Origin of the sequence: Desulforamulus ruminis DSM 2154 (assembly GCF_000215085.1) — a bacterium.
GTDB classification, from domain to species: domain Bacteria; phylum Bacillota; class Desulfotomaculia; order Desulfotomaculales; family Desulfotomaculaceae; genus Desulfotomaculum; species Desulfotomaculum ruminis.
The window spans coordinates 3,711,819-3,732,456 of sequence record NC_015589.1 but is presented as its reverse complement, the minus strand read 5'-3'; the positions used below and the strand labels follow the sequence as shown (position 1 = coordinate 3,732,456).

Genomic DNA, 20,638 nt, shown 5'->3' with positions numbered 1-20,638 from the left:
ACTTGATTTAAAGCAGGAGGAATAATGAATAGTAATGTTCCTAAACTAAATAAAGATCGAGTTTTAAATGCAATCTATCATCAATTTGGCGAAAAAGACGGTGTTTCAATTGACAACAATATTATTGAACTTAAACAAGATGTTGAAGCACCACTTTTGAAGATTGGTAAGAAAACGAAAAATATAATTATTAAAAACAGATTTCTGTATAGATGGCTGTATCCTATAATGCGCACTGTAAAGAGTAGAATACCGCAGAAATATCTTTACAGCGATGCAACCTGTATTGATGCTAACGAACTTTTGAAATACAACGAAAGCGAATTTGTTATCCGTTGCTATGAAACCATTTTGAATCGAATCCCTGAAGAGGAGGGCTTCAACTATTATTTAAACAGCTTGATAACACGCAAACTATCAAAGGTTCTTATTATAAACTCTATTATTCAATCCGAAGAAGCAAAAACAAGAAACTTTTATGTTATTAACTTTAAATTAAAAAAACTCAAAGCACAAGTTGCGCATTATGTATATAAAACTCCAGTGTTTGGGCATATAGCTAAGGCAATAATGCATATGCTTAGATTACCCAAGGAAATAAGTCATATTTCAAGACAATTTTATTATTTGCGCCAAGAACAATGCGCCCTAAGGCTTCAATTGGATACATATCGTACCGAAATGCTTAGCAACGCTGAGATATTAAACAATAAAATAGATTTATTAAATATCGATATAAAAGAGAACTTATCTAATTTAGAAATGAGAACAAAGACCGGATTATGCAAGCTTTCTACCGAAGCTGATTATAGATTAAATAAGCTGTCAACTGAAATTAACTCCGAGCTCGAAGAGCTTAGGTCAGAAGCTGAAAACAAGCAAAACCATTACGTGGAGGATATTGATAGAATTCAAACAAAAATGCAAGAACTTATCAATAGAACTAAAACAAGATCCGACCATACTGATATGACTGCTATAAAAGGGCAAGATTTAGATGCTTATTATCTTGCATTTGAAAATAAATATAGAGGTACTATTGAAGATATTAAGCAAAGGCAAACCTTTTATCTACCAAGACTTGATTTTATAAACAAGGCGTCCCGGCATTTAATTGTTGATATAGGTTGTGGTCGTGGCGAATGGTTGAAATTGTTAAAAGACAACGGCTACACAGCCATCGGTGTGGATTTGAATAAAGAGATGATTAAGAAGTGCATAAACAATGGTCTGAATGTTACCCTTGACGATGCAATTGAATATTTAAAAGGCTGCGAGGACGAGAGTATTGATGCCGTTACAGGCTTCCAGATTATTGAACACTTAGGCACAGAGACACTTCATCAGCTTGCAATAGAGGTGAAAAGATGTCTAAAGCCTGGTGGTATGTTTTTGTTTGAAACACCAAATCCTGAAAGCATCTATGTTGGCACCACCTTCTATACGGATTTCACACACAACAAGCCCTTGCCGCCGGATTCCATAAAATTTTTGTTTGATTATTATGGCTTTGGTGGTGTCGAAATTATCAGAACAGGTAAAAAGAAAGAGCCACATTACATTGCCCAAGAATATGTAGACGAAGTGGTGTGGAGATACAATATGGAGCAAGACTATGCGGTAGTGGGGTATCGTTTATGAGAAAGATATTGGTATTAAACTTTTTTCCGGCGTTTTTCCCGCCTGCAAGCGGTGGCGAACTTAGATATTACAACATGTATCATCACCTAAGTAAATATCATGATATTACATTACTGTCGCCTACCTATTCTGACCACAAGCACGAATGTGTTACGCATAGCGATACGTTTCGTGAATATAGGATACCTAAAGAGCCAATTTATAACCAAATATATATGGAGTTGATGAAAGAGAAAATTTGCTCAGAGGTATCCGCCTTATCATGTGCCATAAGTGCTGATTATCCAAACAAATATCATGAATATTATCACAAGTTGTACAAAGATGCCGATATCATAATCCATGAGTCTCCGTATATGCTCAATTACGACGTGTTTTGGGGCCTTGATGGCAAACCCAGAGTTTATAACAGTTATAACTATGAAACCAAGCTTGTAGAACAAATGTGGAAGGGAGAAAACGCTCCAAAGTATGTGAAATATATTGCCGCACTGGAAAAAAAACTGTGCCAAAAAGCAAATATAGTTTTTGCTACCAGTGAAGAAGAAAAGGCTGCTTTTATTAATGATTTTGACATAGAAGAGCGGAAGGTCTTCATTGCCCCAAATGGCATAAATACAAACGAATTAAACCGAGCTTCAAATGTTAACAACAATCCCAAAAGAGCTTTTTTTATCGGCAGTGGACATCCTCCAAATATAGAGGCTGTTGATTTTATTATTAATAACCTTGCAGATGCCAACAAAGACATTGATTTCTATATTGCAGGCAGTTGCTGTACTCCTTTAGCAGACAGACCACAAAATAGTAACATAAAACTCCTTGGGAGGGTTTTGGATGAAGACAAAAAAAAACTCTTTGAAAGCGTTGATATCGCTATAAATCCTATGTTTTCCGGTGCCGGAACAAACCTAAAGACTCTTGAATTTTTAGCCAGCGGAATTCCTATGATTTCTACTTCTGTAGGGGTACGAGGTATAGAAATAGAAAACAACACTCATTTTGTGCTGGCAGATACAGAAAACTTCAACAAAAAAATAAGACACTTATTAAGTGATAAAGAGTTGCTGAAAAATATTTCTGAGAACGGTAAGAAATATGTGGAGGAACACTTTTCATGGGCGACCATAGCCTCCCATGTTAACTCTGTCATTGAAAAAATAACACCATTAAATATACGAAAAACAATTATCGTATTAAACGATTTTGAAGCCGCCAATCCTTCAGCTGGTGGTGAAATACGCATGCATTATATTTATCGATACTTATCGAATAAATATAATGTTATTTTGCTGTGTTTAAATGAAACAGAAAAAACAACTGTAACAAATATAACACAAAATTTTTGGCAAATATCTGTTCCCAAAACATCAGAACATATGAATGAGCAAAGGCGATTGAACAGTAAATATTATGTGAGTTCAAATGATATTGTAGCATCGTATATGTGTACAAGAAATGAGCTGCTTGTTGGTATTTTCGATAATCTGTATAAATTTAGCAACCTTATCATACTTTCTCACCCTTATATGGCAAGGCTGGTTGAAGATATTAACACTATGCCCATTATATATGAAAGCTATAACTATGAGACAAAACTAAAAAACAAAATTTTGAAGGATCACCCTGATTTTAATTTTCTTATGGAAAAGGTCAAGGAAACTGAAATACTTGCATGCGAAAAAAGCAAGATAATCATTACAGTTGCAGATGAAGAAAGGGAAATATTTAAACAAAGATATCCAAATAAGAAGGTATTTACAATAAGAAACGGAGTTGAAATAAAAGATAAAGAGTATCTGAATATAAACTTTAATGAAATTAGAAAAACGTTTTCGGGCTACCCTGTAGCCACCTTTCTCGGCAGTGGACATATGCCTAATGTCGAATCAGCTCAGTTCATTATCAATGAACTAAGCTCAAAGATGCCTGATTTTTACTTTTGCATTATAGGCTCTGTTTGTGATGCGGTAAGCCATTTGCGGATACCAGACAATGTCATACTGTTTGGCAGATTAAAGGAAAGTCATAAAGATGCGTTAATAAGTGTTTCGGATATTTTTCTCAACCCTGTTTTCAGCGGAGCGGGTTCTAACCTCAAAATTGCCGATGCCTTTGCAAAAAAAATTCCGGTTGTATCCACGGCCTTTGGAACAAGGGGTTACAATATTGAGCATAAAAAAAAAGTGATCATAGCAGAGCCGCAAGACTTTGCCACAGCAATCAGAAGTCTATATGATGACAAAGAATTGCAAAGAACTATTACTGAAAATGCTTATAAATACACCTGTAAAGAAATCAATTGGCAGAGCCTTGCTTATAAATTTAAAGATATAATCGAGGCTGAAATATTAAAGTCAAACAGGAAGAAACTTCTCATTGTGACCTATCGCTTCACAGAGCCAACCTTAGGCGGTGCAGAGGTATATTTAATGAATTTGCTTAAAGGTTTGGATGCTTCAGGAAATTTCGATATTGACATATGTACCTTTGATGTAAAAGAAATCTATAACAAATACCATTTCGGTGCTGAGCTGACCTTTGACAATTCGGTAGCCTTTTCTGACGATCTAAAGAATACAGGAGTATTCAAGTTTTCAACGGATATTTTAAAAGACAATGAAATGCTTGAAAACAGCAGAGTCATTTATAAATCGTGGTATTTGGATAGTATTGAAATTTCTCAGAAATTTGTCCAAAAGTATGATAGAAGTTTGCTTATGGGTGGCTTTAATTACCCTGAAAAATATGGCAACGGTTATTCTATCTGGACAAGTGATAATGTACTATTGTTTGTAAAACAAGCAAAAACAGCAACCCTCAAATTCTATAGCCCGATTAAGAATAAAATAAATGTACTCATTGACAATGAACATCATAGGGAATTTCAAATAAATGGGCATGGCGAAATCAGGATTAATTTAGCAAAACCTAATTCGGTTATAAATTTAAAACTCAAGAGTTTATTTATCGACCCTAGCGACCCTAGGCAACTAGGTATAAATATAACCGCAATCTTACTTGATAACCAAGAATTAAACTTAGATTATGACTACAAACAATTTCTCAAGGAATATTACTTGGACGATTATATAAGTGCTCTAATTGCCAATGCTAGGATCCGAGATAATTCCATAGACCAGTTATTCTTTAAAACGCGTGGGCCTATTTCAGAGCAGCTGGAGTATTGGCTTGACAGTAATATTTCAAAGTACGATGTAGTACTTGGACAAGGTGTTCCATTCAGCACTTCAGTGCTTACAAGCAAATATGCTAAAAAATATAGTAAGCCATTTGCGCTTTTACCACACTACCACATGGAGGACGAGTACTATCATTGGAATATGTACTATGAAGCATTTAACTCAGCCAATATTGTTTTTGCGGCACCTGATATATCAAAAAAAATGTTTTTTGACAAAATAGGGGTAAATTCAAAAGTTATCCCCGGCGGAGCTATCCACCTGCACGAGTATAACGTAAAGTCAAACAAAGATTTCAAGAACTTATATAAATCCGACTTACCTTTTATTTTAGTACTCGGAAGAAAGTCAGGAGCAAAGAATTACAAATGTGTTATTAACGCTATAGATGAAATCAATAAGGACAAGTATATCTGTAACCTTGTCATGATAGGTAAAGACGAGGATGGTTATGTTATTACTTCCAACAATGTAGTGTATTTAGGTATGCAATCTCGGAATGTGGTTCTCTCTGCTCTGTCCGAATGTGCTTTTTTAGTAACCATGAGCAGTAGTGAGAGCTTTGGCATAATCATATTAGAGGCTTGGGCAAGTAGTAAAGCAGTCATAGTCAACGAAAACTGTGCTGCATATACCGAGCTTGTACAAGACAACGTTAATGGCATGTATGCAAATAAAGATAATCTTGCTCGAAAAATAGGATATTTACTTAGCAACAAGAGCATCGCCAATCAGATGGCCGAATATGGAAGAAAAAAAATAAACGATTATACTTGGCAGGGTCTAAGTGATAAAGTAAATGACTTATTACTTGGGTTAAGGGAGGATGGCTAACTTATGTATGACGAAAAGCAGGATTTTATACATCATGAAAGAGAAGTTGCTGCGTTTTGGAACATTGCAAAAATACAGGACAAATGCAAAAACATGACTATATTAGACTTAGGTGCCGGACAGGGAATGCATGCTGGGTTTTTGTCTAAACATTTTAAAACTGTTTATGCTTCCGATGTTATTAATTATTCCTCCCTTTATGGTGGAGAATTTATGAAGTTGTTAGGTGAGAAGCACATTAGAAACAACTACGAGTATTTCATGGAAAAAATACATTTTGTAGAAACGGATGCTATGAACCTCATATATAAAAATGATTTTGTAGATGTTGTTTTCAGTGTTAATACCTTTGAACATATTCCAGATACCTTTAAAGCTCTTGAAGAAATAATAAGAGTAACCGTCAGAGAAGGCTTAATTTATATTAGTTTTGATCCTATTTGGTGCGCAGACTCGGGAAGTCACTTCTATGATTATGTTAGTGAGCCATGGGAACACTTGGTAAACAATAATTATGAAGATAAAATGCTATCTTGTGGTGCTACACCTGACCAAGTAAATGAATATAAAGTTGCAATGAATCGTAAAAGACCAGATGAACATAAAAAGATATTTGATTATTTTATTAAAAATGGCTATGTGAGTTTAGAATATTTTAACTTATGGAAAGGAACTATTAATCCCAACAGCTGCAACCATAAAAATTTTAAAAAAGCAAGAGATATTGGCTATTCAACCGATGAGTTATTGACTAGAGGTATGTGTTACCTTTTACGAAAGAACTAGTTAAAGGATTTTGGTCTCTCCCACTGCTACACTCGGCGAGGACGTAATAAAGTTCGTGTAAATGGTAATAACTTACATAAAAGGAGTTGACTATTTATGCAGGACCCAAGAACAAAGTTAGTGTCTGAGTTGGCCAAAGATTGTAAAACGATGGATGATGTACAGAACATGCTGAGAGATCTCTTCAGGATACCATTCAGGAAATACTAGAGGCTGAAATGGAATCTCACCTAGGTTATGACAAAACACGATCCTTCAGGCAATAATTCTGGAAACAGTCGTAATGGCTACAACCAAAAGACGGTTAAAACAAAGATGGGTAAGACCCAAATTCAAGTGCCCAGGGATCGTAACGGAGAATTTGACCCCCAAATAATTAAAAAGTATGAAACCACCTCCAATGAGTTAGAAAATCAGATTATTGCTATGTATGCCAAGGGTATGTCCACCAGGGATATTGAAGACCACATGAGAGATATCTACGGTATTGAGGTTTCGGCAGCCATGGTCAGCAAAGTTACCGATAAGATTATGCCATTGGTTGCTGAATGGCAGGCGCGTCCTTTGGATAAGGTTTACCCCATCGTGTTTCTTGATGCCATACATTCAAAGTTCGCAAGGAAAACCGTATTGTAAACAAAGCTGCCTACAGTGTTTTGGCAGTGAATATAGCGGGTCAAAAAGAGGTATTAGGTATCTGGATTGGCGAACATGAGTCCGCCAGCTTCTGGCTCGGTGTCTGTAATGACCTTAAAAACAGAGGGGTTGAGGACATCCTTTAGCCTGTAAAGATGGCTTATCCGGCTTCTCGGAGGCGATAAATACTGTTTTCCCCAACACCAGGATTCAGCTATGTGTAATTCACCAGATACGAAATTCTATGAAATATGTTTCTTACAAGGAACAAAAGATGGTTCTAGCTGATTTGAAAACCGTTTATCAGGCTTTAACCCTAGAAGAAGCAGAATATGCATTTGAGGAATTTAAAGAGAAATGGGGTAAACGGCACCCAATCATTAGGTCTTGGGAGAATAATTGGCTGGAATTAACAACAGACTTTATCCATATGAACTGCGAAAAATGATATATACTACCAACTTAATTGAGGGCTATCATCGTCAGCTACGGAAGGTAACGAAGACCAAAACTGCTTACCCAACAGATGATGCTCTAAGAAAGATTATCTACCTGGCTACCGTGGGGATAGCTAAAAAGTGGACCATGCCGGTCCGAGAATGGAAAAGATGTGTATCTCATTTGGCGATATACTTTGGAGACAGGATAGAGCCGGCTCTGTTAGCTTAAATAAAGAGAAACCTAATGAGTTTATCGCCTTAGTTCTCCCGGAGATAGCTATAAAAAAGAGCTGTGGAATAAGAGCCCACAGCTATCTCCGGCAGAACCCCAACGGGCGCTCGGGTTACTCTCCAGTAGCGCCTTATCCTCCCGCTGGGTAAGAGCCATTTATAGTTTGCCCAGCATTATAAGGTAGAAAACCATTTACACCAAGTATTTTACACTCCCCACTCGTCAGGATAGTTTAGATTTCACAGCTTGACCTATGACCTAAAATGACGCACTTTTTCTGGCATTTAAACTGACTTCCAAAATTGGGACAAATTTTATAAAGGCTACCACATTTGATCACGCAGTTTTAAGCAATAATCTATATTCTATTGACTCATATAGTTAAGCATTTTCTTTATTCTAGTATTCCAGATACATATGTAGTTCCTGGACAAAGTGTTCTGCTGAGTCAAATTGCTGGTTATATAGCAATTCCGCTTTTAGGTGTCCAAAGAAGTTTTCCATCACGGCATTATCCAAACATGTTGCCTTGCGTGACATAACGTATTCCTTTTCCTTTTAAAGCTTCTTGGTATGCTGCCATGCGGTATTGCTCTTGCTAGCCTTGGTCTGAATGTAATATTAGTTGGGTATCGTTAGGAATCTTTTTAAAAGTTCGGTTTAACATCGTCATAACCTGTGAAGACCGTGGATGGTTAGAAATATCGTAACTGATAATTTCACGTTATACAGGTCTAATATGAGAGACAAATATATTTTCTGTCCATAGAGATGGACCTCTGTAATGTCAGTAACCCACTTTTCATTGTGCTTGAAATTTCCGGTTTAACAAGTTGGAGGCACCTTTACCAGCATTCCTCGGTACGAGTTGTATTTTTTATTCGTACAAAGCAATGCAAGTTTGATTCTTTAATTATTTCTTTTTTCTTTAATTTAGCAGCTATTGGGTGGTAACCATAAAGTCCCTTATTATTGGTAAAGATCTGCTTGATTACCGTACGTATCGTGGTATATTTATTGAGTTTGCATTTTGTTTTTAGTGTAATAATAATAAGTGCTTCGAGGAATTTCTGCTATTTTAATCAGCTCATTAACTCTATATTTATGCCTTAGCTCGTGCACTATTTGAACTTTATCCTTGGCTGTAGCTTTCCTTCTTCCGGACTAAGGCGTTTAACTTTTTTAGATATTCATTCTCCATACGTAACATGTGAAGTTCTGTCCGAAGTTCATAAGTCAATGAAGACTCGTCAACCTTGGATCCTTTTGGCTTTCGGGCTATGAATAAATCCCCATGATCTAAGTTTTCTGTGTGTGCAATTTTACTAATCAACTGATTTTTATTTTTAGAAGTATTGCTGTAAAGGTAATCCTTACCTTTTTCTAGTTACAAATGCATCCAGGTCTGGATCATCTTATAGGTTACACCAAATTTTCGAGCTGTCTCTCTTTGCCCATGTGATTGATAAGCAATTCTTCAACCTGCACTAATTTTAAAGTAGCCGGAATAGTGCTTAAGTTTTCGGCCTTTAACCCCTACAAAATAATTATATCATGATGTCCAATAATTGGGGTGCAGTTCAATTAGTGGCTCAACTTTTTTCTGGCAGTTTCTTCTTAACAATCGCACAAATTCCACCAATTATTAGCAGGGGGTAATGATTTGATCTTTAATTCACCTTTTTTTATCTTGTTTTTTTTTCCTTTATTTTTTTCTTTGCTCTTTCTTTCTGGTAAAAAGTATTTTAATACTATAATTCTTATGGGGAGTATGTTTTTTTACGCATGGGGAGAACCAAAATTTATTATTATTGTGCTCGTATCTTCAGCTATCGACTGGTTTTTAGGCAATTCAATATACAATAGTAATGTACATAACACGAAGAAGTGGGCAGTACTTGCATCGTTGCTATCAAATTTATTTATTTTAATTTACTTTAAGTATTTTAACTTTATTTTAGATAATATTAATATAGTGTTGAGTTCAGGAAATATTGAGCCACTTACTTTTATTAGAGTTATTCTCCCAATAGGGGTTTCTTTTGTTGTGTTTGAGAAAATAACCTATGTGGTCGATATTTATCGTGGTATAGGAAAACCAGCGGAACGCTTTACTTCATATCTATTATATGTTTTTTTGTTTCCTAAACTATTGGCCGGCCCAATAATTAAATATCATGATATTGAAGACCAGCTAAATAATCGGTCAATAACTAAAAATGATGTGCTAATTGGCTTCACTAGATTTTCTTTCGGAATGGGAAAGAAGGTTTTTATTGCCGATACAGTAGGGGAACTTGCCAATGTATTTTTTTCTATGCCAACAGGTGAATTGGGGTTTGCTAGTGCATGGATTGGAGCAAGTTGCTATACCTTGCAAATCTACTTTGACTTTTCTGCTTATTCTGACATGGCTATTGGATTAGCTAGAATGATGGGTTTTCATATTATGGAGAACTTTAATTTGCCGTATATTTCAAAGAGTTTTACAGAGTTTTGGAGAAGATGGCATATTTCACTGTCTACATGGATTAGGGAATATCTGTATATTCCGCTTGGCGGAAATCGAGGTTCAAAAGCGCGTACCTATTTTAATCTATGGGTTTGTTTTTTGCTTTCTGGGTTATGGCATGGAGCAAGTTGGACATTTATACTGTGGGGAGCATACCATGGGTTTTTTTTGATTTTAGAAAGAATGTTTTTAATGAATATCAAAAAGAAGATTCCTAATATGGTTAATTGGGCTATAAATATGTTTTTTATCATCATTGGTTGGGTTATATTTAGAGCAGATAGTATTGAACATATAAAAGGGTATTTGATAGCGATGCTTAATCCGTTAGTTTGGGAAGGCAATTATGTATATGTTTCTAATAATCAGATTTTTTTTGGTGTAATTGGTATCATTATATGCGTATATCCTTTGCTGAAAAACAGCATTTATGACATTCAAGAAAAAAGGAAATATACTGCCTTACGCTTTTGTATTGGAATAACACTTTTATTTTTCAGTTTAGCAAAGGTTTCTGCATCTTCATTTAATCCATTTCTATATTTTCGCTTTTAGAATACCATGGTCTAGTAAATGTGTTGCAAAAGTTTATGCATTACAGAACTTAACTTTAAGCTCAACAAACAAAGTAGGCCTAAGGGGAGATTCCTTTGAAACATTTTATTAGTCTTCCAATAGCAGTAATTATGATATTTTTACTATTACCCCTTTCATTATTGGCAATCAAGCAAATATCTGAATCTGAATTATTTCTTCGGATATCAAACCCTCAACTAAAAGGCATAGTGGTTGAAGAAAGAAAACCAGATTTTTCTCTTAAAGCATGGTTTAATGGTGATTTTCAAGACGATTTTAGTAAATGGTTTAATCAAAACTTTGTTATGAGGGAATTGCTTATTAGACTTAATAATCAACTTTATTACAGTTTCTTTTCTAAATCATATATGTACAATGAAAGTATTATTATTGGTAAAAACAAACAACTTTATGAAAAAACATATATATATGATTATTGCAACATCACCAATCCTTTGGATGATGAAAAGAAGGATGAACTTGTCAGAAAGATTATCGAGGCAAAAACTCTCTTAGAAAGAAAAGGAGTCCCATTTATTATCCTTATAACTCCCAGCAAAGCTTATACTTATCCAGAATATATTCCTAGGACCTTTCTTAAGAAAAAAAACAGTCAATCAAAAAATAATTATGAGCAAATGCAATTGCTATTTAAACAGAATGAGGTTGATTATGTTGACGGACAAAAAGTAACGCTAGACCTTAAAAGAAATATAGAGTACCCATTATTTCCACAAGGTGGGACACATTGGAATCATCTGGCCGCAAGCTACACTTTAAATAAGCTTATTGATAAAATTGATTTACTAACGAGTGAAGTACATGCTAAAGTAAATATCGAAAAAGTAGAAACCAATATACCTCCAGCAGGAACTGATAGGGACCTTTTAGACTTGTTGAATTTATGGAATCCTAATGATAACTATCCTGCGCCGAAACCTGTATTTACTACTTTGGGGGGGAATAATACTGATGATATCGCAGTAATTGGAGGGAGTTTCTGCTTTACATTGCTGGATATTATTCGAGAACAAAAACTATTTAGTGATTTCAATTTTTTATACTATTATAAGTTGGGTCAATATACACTCAATGATTATATGGGTAAGCCTTATAATGTGGAAAAGCTTGACTGGGAAAATGAGATTTTTAACAAAAAAGCAATTGTATTAGAGATAAATGAACAAGCCTTTGATGGAGGTCATGCTAATGCCTTTTTAGATGATATTTTAGTTCAGTTAAGATATCCTGGACCACTCAAAACACTATGCCCAGGTCCACTCGCGCCGAGTGCATTTCAGTATGAGATGCAATTGATAAATCCCGTACAGACTGTTATGCAGGGTGAAACTATTAAAATTTCTTTCAAAGTTAAAAACACTGGCAAACAAACATGGCCATCCATGTGGCAACCAGATGGCAATTACAGAATAAATTTAGGGTATCATTGTCAACTTGAAAGTGGCCTAAAGGAGGGGAGGATTGGGGACTTACCTATCGACCTAAGACCGGGTCAAGAGGTTACGATAGAAGGAACCTTGGGTCCATTTAATGAGCGTGGAAGAAAAACATTTATTTTCGATATGGTACAAGAGAATGTTTTGTGGTTTGCAGATCATTCTGGTAATAAACCTATATCCTTGACTATTGATGTAAAATAAGAACTGAATCCGGTCGAATACCTTCTAAAATAATCCTTCACAATACTTGTCAAGTGCTGAGAAAACGATGCTAAAATCTAAGGAAGCGTATTCCTGGTCTGCGGCAATGAATATGTGCAAATCAATTAATGGACAACTTACGCTATTAACTGCAGGACATTCTACTCCATTGCCGAATTGTAGATTACTATGCAAAATATTTATATAGATAGAAGGTGACTCATTGAAAAAAATAATTGCCTTGTTCTTTGTAATTGCCTACTTTGTAAGCCCTAAGCCTTCAGCCGCAGACTGGCAAAATTACCAAAATGGCATAGACGGTTACTATATTCAACATCCAGGTGCTTGGCAGGTAGATGAAAGCCAAAAAGGCATCGTTACCCGGTTTATCTCTGAAGATCAGAAATGTATCATTGACGTCTATGCACAGCCGCTGAACGGGATCTCTGCGGAGGAATACATATTGTTCAGCAATAAAAAAATCCTGGAGCAGAAGTACGACGTTAAGCTGGCTGCTCATAACACCAAGCCGGTGAAAGGCATTAAAGCCCAGCGGTTTATGTGGGTGAGACCCCAGTTAACTAATCGACCCAATGACTTGAACATCTATCGGGAAATTGACCTGATATTTAACCAAAAGGTTTATACTTTCATCATGAAAACAGATCAGGATCATTTCGCTCAATATAGCCCGGTGCTGGATCAGATATTACAGTCCTTTATGTTGGTGAAACCCTTTGAATCAGTCAATCATCAAACTTACAATCCAACGGTTCAGGATATTACCCTGAAGGGGGACAAGGCTGAAGTAATTATTCCGAAGGATAAAGTCATGTTTGGGGTGTTTCATCCTTTGTTTCATCCCCGGAAGTACACTCCCCAAAGTTTGGAAGAGTATAAGGCCTACGAGAACTCTTTAGAGCACAAATTTGAGATGATTATGACCTACACCGAGTTTGACAAAGGCTTTCCCACTAAGATGGTGCAGGATACTTATGCCGATCAGCGGATCATGATGCTCACCTGGCATCCTTGGCAGGAGGCCAATATCAACAGCGTCTTGATTCCGGATATTGTGGACGGTCAGTTTGATAACTATATTGTTGACTGGGCCAAGCAGGTAAAGGCTGTGGGCGAGCCGTTGTTTGTGCGGTTTGCCAATGAGATGAACGGGGATTGGGATCCCTGGTGCACCTGGTTTTACAGCAAGGACCGGGATCTCTTTGTGGAGGCCTGGCAGCGGATTCACCGGATTTTCCAGGAGCAGGGGGCGGATAACGCCGTTTTTGTCTGGAACCCCCATGACCGTTCCTTCCCGGATTTCAAGTGGAATGCGCCGGAATTGTATTACCCCGGAGATGAATATGTGGATTGGGTGGGTCTTACCTGCTACAATAACGGCACCAGCTATCCCTACGAAACCTGGCGCAATTTTAATGACATGTACAGACCCATTTACGATGAATATCTAGCCAAATATCCCGGTAAGCCCTTTATGATTACCGAGTTTTCTTCCAACGAAGTGGGGGGGGATAAGGTGGCCTGGGTTCAGGATGCTTTGCGTTCGCTGGTGAATTACCCCAATATCCGGATTGCCGTCTGGTATGATCAGACGGACGGGAAGCGGCTATACCGGATTGATTCCACACCGGAAGCCAAGGAAGCCTTCCGGCAGGGCTTGACCAATCCTTATTATTTGAAGGATGGAATTAAAGTAATCCCGGAACCCTTGGATCTGGAGGAGAAGAAGGAATAGACATGAAAAGAACACTATCGCTGATATTGCTGCTGGTTTTCCTGCAAACCTTAAGTTTTCCGATGGCCGCCCAGGCCAAATATCAGGACTGGGACCGGTATGTGGCCCGGTACCAGGAAGAAAATAAATACCTTCAATATGAAGGCGGGGTAATTGTTTTGCTGGGGGATTCTCTAACGGAGTTTTTCCCCTTGGATGAATTGAGGAAGAGATACAATATCATTAACCGGGGTATCCGTATGGATGCGGTGGCGGATGCGGACTCCCGGCTGAAAGCCTCGGTGCTTGATGCAAAACCCCAGACGGTACTAATCATGCTGGGCACCAACGATGTCTGCGCCTACTGGCTGGAGCCCGAAGAAGTGGTGAAGCGCTACCGCAGCTTGCTGGAGCGAATCCAAACCGAACTGCCGGAGACCAAAATTGTGGTGCAGTCGGTTCTTTTAACTCGAGATGCCAATTACAACAATTATATCCGCCCCATTAACGACGGTTTGGTCAATCTCTGCCGCGAAATGAATATCGCTTTTCTGGACCATAACCCCGGTTTGATAGAGGGAGACCGGTTGGGGGCAAAGTTTACCACTGATGGTATTCACCTGAGTCAGGCAGGGTATGACCTGCTGGCGGATAACATCCGGAAATATTTGTCCAGTCCGGTACAGGTAGTCTATCAGGGCAAGCTGGTTTTTTCCAGCACCAATAAAGTGAAAGAGGAGAGGGAAGTGCTGGTGAACCTGCGTTCCTTTGCTTTAGATACCGGGGGCACCGTTCTGTGGACGGAGGATGGAAAAGTTAGGTTCATTAAGGGAAATCGGGAATTTGAATGGGGCATTGGCAGCGACGAAATGCTTGATAACGGGGAAGAGGTACTGCTGCCAACGCCTCCGGAAATCATAGATAACAATGTTTATGTGCCCTTGGCCCCCCTTACGGAATGTTTGGGTTATACCCTGGTTAGTTCCGAAGATAAAAAATTTATTGCCATTCAGCCCTCTGAATCTAAATCTTCCCTAGCGGCTGCAAAATAAAAAATGATCCTGTGCTTGTGCCTAGCAAGAAAAAAAGACCAATAGAACACGGATTTCACCGATTTACGCGGATTTTTAAATCTTTTTTATATCCGCATGAATCGGTGTTTGGTTCTTATTAGTTTTATGTTGGAAAAACAAAATTGTTGCATGCAGTTATGCAAGGAGAAAGACACCCGTAGATTGTAATTGGCTGCAAATTTGGGTATAATATGGGTATAGGATGTCGTGGGAGGTGGCCCTATGCAGCCAATCATTAAGCCGTCCAGTGAACTGCGTAAAAATTATAATTCCATAGCGGAAATTTGCCGCAAGTCCAAAGCCCCGGTTTTTTTAACCCGTAACGGGGAGGGGGATACGGTTATTATGGATTTGGAAACCTACAGCCGCCGGGAGGAAGAGTTGGCGCTGGCCGCACGGCTGCTGACCGCCGAGCGGGAACGTCTTTCCGGTACTGGTGGTGTTTCCATTGACGAATTTGAAAGGAATATGCGGGCGGCAATTGACGAAGGTGCAAAGCATGGACGAGAATGAAAAACACTATCGGGTCGTTATTTCTCAACATGCCAATGGGCGTATGTGGAAGCATTTCTATTTTCTGGCGCGGGTTAGCGAAAAGGCGGCGGAACAGATGTTGAATACAATGCTCAAAGACATCCGCTCCCTTGAAACCTTACCCATGAGAAACCCATTCTATGAAAGCAGCTACTTGCCTGAAAACAAATACCGGTACCTGCTTTCGGCCCAGCGCTATAGAATTGTATATTTTATAGAAAAAGCTGAAAGCACGGTATATGTAGAGGATATTGAAGATTGCCGCCAATCCTATTAACAATACCCGTGATATACTTTACTGACTAAACTTGAAGGCAAGGAGATAATATAGAACACAGGATATTTTACTTAAGCAAAATATAGAAATATCCATTCCGGCATAGAATCTATGGCGGATTTTTTTGTGCAAGATTGGTTTCCGGGCTGCGTGCATGTATAATATAGCTGAATCATTTTTAAAGGAGAAATCCACGTGCGAATAGAGCTTTTAGGCGCTGCTATTGATAATCTGAGTATGCAGGAGACTGTTTTAAAAGTTACTTCCTTCATTAAAGAAGATCGACCATGCCAAATTGTAACCCTGAACCCTGAATATCTTTACCGGGCCCAGAAGCAGTCGGATTGGATGAGGCTGGTCCGGGAGGCGGAATTGGTTACCCCCGACGGAACCGGCATTGTCTGGGCCTGTCGGATGGCGGGCCGACCGGTGCAGGAACGGGTAACCGGGATTGACCTGATGCTAAGCCTGATGCCGGTGGCGGAAAAAGAGGGCTGGAGGATTTTCCTGCTGGGTTCCGGTCCCGGTGTGGCGGAGGAGGCCGCGAAGAATTTAAAGAAGCAGTATCCGGAATTAAAAGTGGCGGGTACGCATCATGGATATTTTAAGGCCGAAGAGGAAAAAGAAATCGTCCGGCAGATTAAAGAAGCTCGGCCCCACCTGCTTTTTGTGGCTCTGGGCATGCCTCGGCAGGAGCAGTTTATTGATCAATATAAGGAAGAAATGCAGGTTCCTGTGTCCATGGGAGTGGGCGGCAGCCTGGATGTGATTGCCGGCCGGGTGCAGCGGGTACCGCCTTGGCTACAGAAGCTGCAACTGGAATGGCTGGGCCGGTTGATCAAGGAACCTTCTCGTTGGAAAAGGCAGTTGGTTTTGCCCAAATTTGCCGGGCTAGTCATTAAAAAATATTTGTTTAAATGGTAGAGGATCTGGAATTTTTTTGTGGATGTGTTACATTTTGCGACTCTTTTTCGTCCTATATCTAGGGGATTTGTAAGTTTAGACAGATGGATCTTGAGTAAAAACCGGATTGGCGTTGAATGTTCATGGCGAAAAATGATACAATACCCTTGTATGCCAGTTTGTTTGGGAAGAGGTGACTCGGATGGAAGGCAAAAAACGAAAAAAGCTTAAAATTGTTCCTTTTATTTTGTTCTGCTCCTTCCTGGTATTGATCTTTGGAGTTGGCTATGTGTTGGCTAACCAATTTATTTTTGACAGAAATGTGGCTTCCGAATTATTTGAGCCGGATCCGGAAGAAAAGGCCAAAATGGATAAACGGCTGAATTTTCTTCTGATGGGAATCGACGCCCGGGAGGGAGAGACCAACACCCGGACCGATACGCTTATTTTAGTTAGTGTGGATAAAGAGCACAACCGGATCGCCATGCTTTCTCTGCCTCGGGATACCCGGGTCAGGATACCCGGCCACGGCTATGATAAAATTAATGCCGCCAATGTTTACGGAGGGCCGGAGTTGGTGATGGAAGTGGTTTCGGATATGGTGGGGATGGATATAGACAACTACCTGATGACCAATGTTCGCGGGTTCAGGGATATTGTGGACACCCTGGGCGGTGTAACTCTGGATGTGGAAAAACGCATGTATCACTACGACCCTTATGATGAACCGGATTTGCGCAAAATTGACCTTCAGCCGGGTCTGCAAAAACTGGACGGCAACAAGGCGTTGCAGTATGTTCGTTTCAGAAGCGATGCCCTGGGAGATGTGGCCCGAACCGAACGTCAGCAAAAATTCCTGAAGGCTCTGGCTAAGGAGATGGTGCAGCCTTCCACCATTACCAAAATTCCCCGTCTGGTGCCAACCATTAATAAGTATCTTAAGACCAACTTAAGCCTTACGGAGATGGTTGCATTAGCCAGAGCAGGCCAGGATCTAAGCAACGTGGAAATGGTCACTCAGACCATGCCGGGCAAATTTTTGAACATGGATGGAGTCAGCTACTGGAGTGTGGACCCGGATCAGGCCCACATGGTGGCACGGTCCATGATTGAAGAGGGAAAAGCCTTTGATGTGGTTTTAGGTGAAGAGAATATTAATACCTCCAAGAAAACAACCAGCACTCCGGAAACCGGCCATGATCAGTCAACGGAGAAGGAAGTCACTCCGGAGGACAGTACCGGCAATAAAACCGGAGGAAGCAAAACAGGCACAACAACGGATAAGAAAAATCAGAGCAATATCGGTCAAAAGGATCCCGGCACCCACGACCCTAACAGCAATGTGCAGGTCATTGTAAAGCCATCGGATAAAGATGATGAGCAGCCGGAAGGGGAGACCGGAACAGTCAATACGACGCCTAAGAACCCGGAAGGCAGTAAGGGCGGCAATTCTAACTCAGGTTCTAATAATTCGAGTAACAGTTGGCTTCCAGCCCAGCCTTTGTAAAAATATTAGCAGATAAGGTGGTAGATTCATGGCCCGTCGCAAAAAGTGGTACTGGGTACTGTTGTCTTTAAGTGCCACACTCTTGGTTACCGGATTGGTCTGGCTTTTTGGTCCGGACTGCAGCAGTGCGAACAATACGGTGACTCCTCTTAAAAACAGCGAGATTAAAGATGCTTACGAGGTGGTTGTGGTGGGAGGAGACCCCGAGGGGGTCGCCGCCGCACTAGCCTCCGCCCGCAACGGCAAGAAGACCCTTTTAGTGGATACCCGCTCGGCTCTTGGAGGCCTTATGACCGAGGGCTGGCTCAACAGTCTGGATATGAATTACGGTCCGGGGCGGGTTATTTTGAATAAAGGGATTTTTCAGGAATTTTTTGATCAGATTGAAGGAGATTCCTTTGATGTGATAACTGCCGCCAATGTTTTTCACCAGATGGTCAATAACGAGGCCAATCTGGATGTGCTGATGTCAGCCCAGGCCATTTATCCAGTGGTGAACGGTCAAGTGAAGCCTTTGGTATTCCCGGGCCAGTCTGCGGCGGTGGACCAAGTGGCCGCCCGGTCTCAAGGGATGCCCCAGGATCTGCTGGACATTGCTGCTAAACAGAAGGAAGAAAAACAAAAGGAAAGCAGCGGTGAAGAAGTGGAAGAGGTCCAGCCCTCTGGGCAGCAGATTGTAACCGGGGTTGCAGTTGAACTGGAGGGTGGCAAGACCCAAAATATTGCAGCCGGACGGGTCATTGACGCCACCCAGGATGCGGATCTGGCCGTGGCTGCAGGAGTACCTTATACTTATGGGCAGGAGGATTACGGCCGGGGGGACAAGCTGATGGCCGTAACCCTGGTCTTTAAACTGGACGGTATTAGTAAGGCTGACTGGCTGAAGATGATGCTGGCCCTGAATACCGATAAAGAACCCCATTCCGGGGCCAACTTTGTCAGCGCCTGGGGTTTTGGCACCCTAATGAAAGGCTACCAATCCAAGGTTCCGGAAGTAGCCATGCGGGGGCTCAATGTTGGCCGCCAGAACGACGGGACGGTTTTAATTAACGCTTTGCAAATCTTTAGCATTGACGGGTTGAAGCTGGCTGACCGCCAAAGGGCCCGGGAATTGGCGCAGCGAGAGCTGCCTCACATTGTGGAATATTTAAATCAGCATGTCCCCGGTTTCGGCAGTGCCTTTCTGGCTACCACCGCCCCGGAACTGTATGTGCGGGAAACCCGGCATATTCAGGGGCTGTACCGTCTAACCGTTGACGATGTGCTGGAGAACCGTGATTTTTCAGACCGCATTGCTTTTGGTTCTTATCCCATTGATATTCAGGCCACCGATGCCGCCTTCAAGGGCAATGTCATTGGAGTACCCATCCAGTACGCTATTCCCTTCCGCTGCATTGTGCCTCAGAGAGTGGAGAATCTGCTGGTGGTAGGACGCTCGGCTAGTTTTGATTCACTGCCCCACGGCAGCGCCAGGGTAATCCCTGTGGGCATGGCTACCGGCCAGGCTGCGGGTACGGCAGCAGCCGTGAGTCTGGATACCAATTCCACCTTTCAGGCCATGGCCAATAACACCTATTTGGTGGGACAATTGCAGCAGCGCCTGATAAACCAGGGGGTGACTTTAAAACCCATCAATCTTCCAGCACCCAAGGAAACCGGTCATTGGGCCTATGAAGGCTTGAAGTTTATGCGCAGTTACGGTATGGCTGCCGGGGGATATAATAATGATTATCATCTGGATACTAAGATGCCGGAAGCCCAGTTTATTAACGGTTTAAACTGGATGACTAAGCTGACCGGGGTTACGGTTAAGGAACGACCAATTCTTTATGCTGAGGGCAACGACCTCACCCTGGAGGATGTGTGTTATATGATGGCCCGTTATTTAGGGCAGCAATTGACCAAAGAACAGGCGGTGCAGTATTTTGATCAGGTTGGCTTCTGGGATCCTCAACTCCGGGAGAAGATCGAGCAGAATAACCGGGTGGTAACCGTTGGGGCAGGCTATATGCTGCTCCAGGATTTCACTCAATGGTTGGCGGAGAATCCCGGGGGAGAACTTTCTGATGGTGAGTTGTTACATTAAAA

The 20,638-nt window shown here is 40.4% G+C and carries 13 protein-coding genes and 1 pseudogene; 13 read left to right on the top strand and 1 reads right to left on the bottom strand.

Annotated elements, in window-relative coordinates; translation table 11 throughout:
- The first annotated feature begins 24 nt into the window (after positions 1 to 24).
- The 4 genes and pseudogenes from DESRU_RS20055 to DESRU_RS18460 all read left to right on the top strand — a co-directional run bounded on the left by DESRU_RS20055 (position 25) and on the right by DESRU_RS18460 (position 7,769).
- On the top strand, positions 25 to 1,641 hold the full coding sequence (locus DESRU_RS20055; RefSeq protein ID WP_013843614.1) for a methyltransferase domain-containing protein: 1,617 nt from the start codon (positions 25 to 27) through the stop codon (positions 1,639 to 1,641).
- Positions 1,638 to 5,678 carry a glycosyltransferase family 4 protein gene (locus DESRU_RS20050; RefSeq protein ID WP_013843613.1) on the top strand — a complete coding sequence of 1,347 codons (4,041 nt, stop codon included), beginning with the start codon at positions 1,638 to 1,640 and terminating at the stop codon, positions 5,676 to 5,678. Before DESRU_RS20055 ends, DESRU_RS20050 begins: the two co-directional genes overlap by 4 nt.
- Positions 5,679 to 5,681: 3 nt before the next feature.
- Complete coding sequence (locus DESRU_RS18465) at positions 5,682 to 6,464, top strand: class I SAM-dependent methyltransferase (protein ID WP_013843612.1); 783 nt, start codon at positions 5,682 to 5,684, stop codon at positions 6,462 to 6,464.
- Between the two features lie 96 nt (positions 6,465 to 6,560).
- Positions 6,561 to 7,769, top strand: a pseudogene (locus DESRU_RS18460) (IS256 family transposase).
- 402 nt (positions 7,770 to 8,171) lie between these two features.
- Here the strand turns inward: DESRU_RS18460 and DESRU_RS21840 are convergent.
- Positions 8,172 to 8,276 carry an IS3 family transposase gene (locus tag DESRU_RS21840; RefSeq protein ID WP_420794914.1) on the bottom strand — a complete coding sequence of 35 codons (105 nt, stop codon included), beginning with the start codon at positions 8,274 to 8,276 and terminating at the stop codon, positions 8,172 to 8,174.
- Positions 8,277 to 9,435: 1,159 nt separating this feature from the next.
- On the opposite strand from DESRU_RS21840, the gene DESRU_RS18455 reads away from it, so the two are divergent.
- The 9 genes from DESRU_RS18455 to DESRU_RS18415 all read left to right on the top strand — a co-directional run bounded on the left by DESRU_RS18455 (position 9,436) and on the right by DESRU_RS18415 (position 20,636).
- Positions 9,436 to 10,839: an MBOAT family O-acyltransferase gene (locus tag DESRU_RS18455; protein ID WP_013843611.1), complete on the top strand. Its 1,404-nt coding sequence runs from the start codon at positions 9,436 to 9,438 to the stop codon at positions 10,837 to 10,839.
- Positions 10,840 to 10,934: 95 nt separating this feature from the next.
- A complete protein-coding gene (locus DESRU_RS18450; protein ID WP_013843610.1) occupies positions 10,935 to 12,521 on the top strand; it encodes an alginate O-acetyltransferase AlgX-related protein in 1,587 nt (528 codons plus the stop codon).
- 223 nt (positions 12,522 to 12,744) lie between these two features.
- A complete protein-coding gene (locus tag DESRU_RS18445; RefSeq protein ID WP_013843609.1) occupies positions 12,745 to 14,277 on the top strand; it encodes a glycoside hydrolase family 26 protein in 1,533 nt (510 codons plus the stop codon).
- 2 nt (positions 14,278 to 14,279) lie between these two features.
- On the top strand, positions 14,280 to 15,308 hold the full coding sequence (locus DESRU_RS18440) for a GDSL-type esterase/lipase family protein (RefSeq protein ID WP_013843608.1): 1,029 nt from the start codon (positions 14,280 to 14,282) through the stop codon (positions 15,306 to 15,308).
- A 243-nt stretch (positions 15,309 to 15,551) separates the two neighbouring features.
- Complete coding sequence (locus tag DESRU_RS18435) at positions 15,552 to 15,842, top strand: type II toxin-antitoxin system Phd/YefM family antitoxin (RefSeq protein ID WP_013843607.1); 291 nt, start codon at positions 15,552 to 15,554, stop codon at positions 15,840 to 15,842.
- A complete protein-coding gene (locus tag DESRU_RS18430) occupies positions 15,820 to 16,140 on the top strand; it encodes a type II toxin-antitoxin system RelE/ParE family toxin (RefSeq protein WP_238446452.1) in 321 nt (106 codons plus the stop codon). Before DESRU_RS18435 ends, DESRU_RS18430 begins: the two co-directional genes overlap by 23 nt.
- 195 nt (positions 16,141 to 16,335) lie before the next feature.
- Positions 16,336 to 17,064 (top strand): WecB/TagA/CpsF family glycosyltransferase, encoded by a 729-nt coding sequence (locus tag DESRU_RS18425; RefSeq protein ID WP_013843605.1) that lies wholly within the window; start codon positions 16,336 to 16,338, stop codon positions 17,062 to 17,064.
- 181 nt (positions 17,065 to 17,245) lie between these two features.
- Positions 17,246 to 18,550, top strand: coding sequence for an LCP family protein (locus tag DESRU_RS18420; RefSeq protein WP_013843604.1), 1,305 nt, complete (start codon positions 17,246 to 17,248; stop codon positions 18,548 to 18,550).
- Positions 18,551 to 18,578: 28 nt separating this feature from the next.
- A complete protein-coding gene (locus DESRU_RS18415; protein ID WP_013843603.1) occupies positions 18,579 to 20,636 on the top strand; it encodes an FAD-dependent oxidoreductase in 2,058 nt (685 codons plus the stop codon).
- Positions 20,637 to 20,638 lie beyond the last annotated feature (2 nt).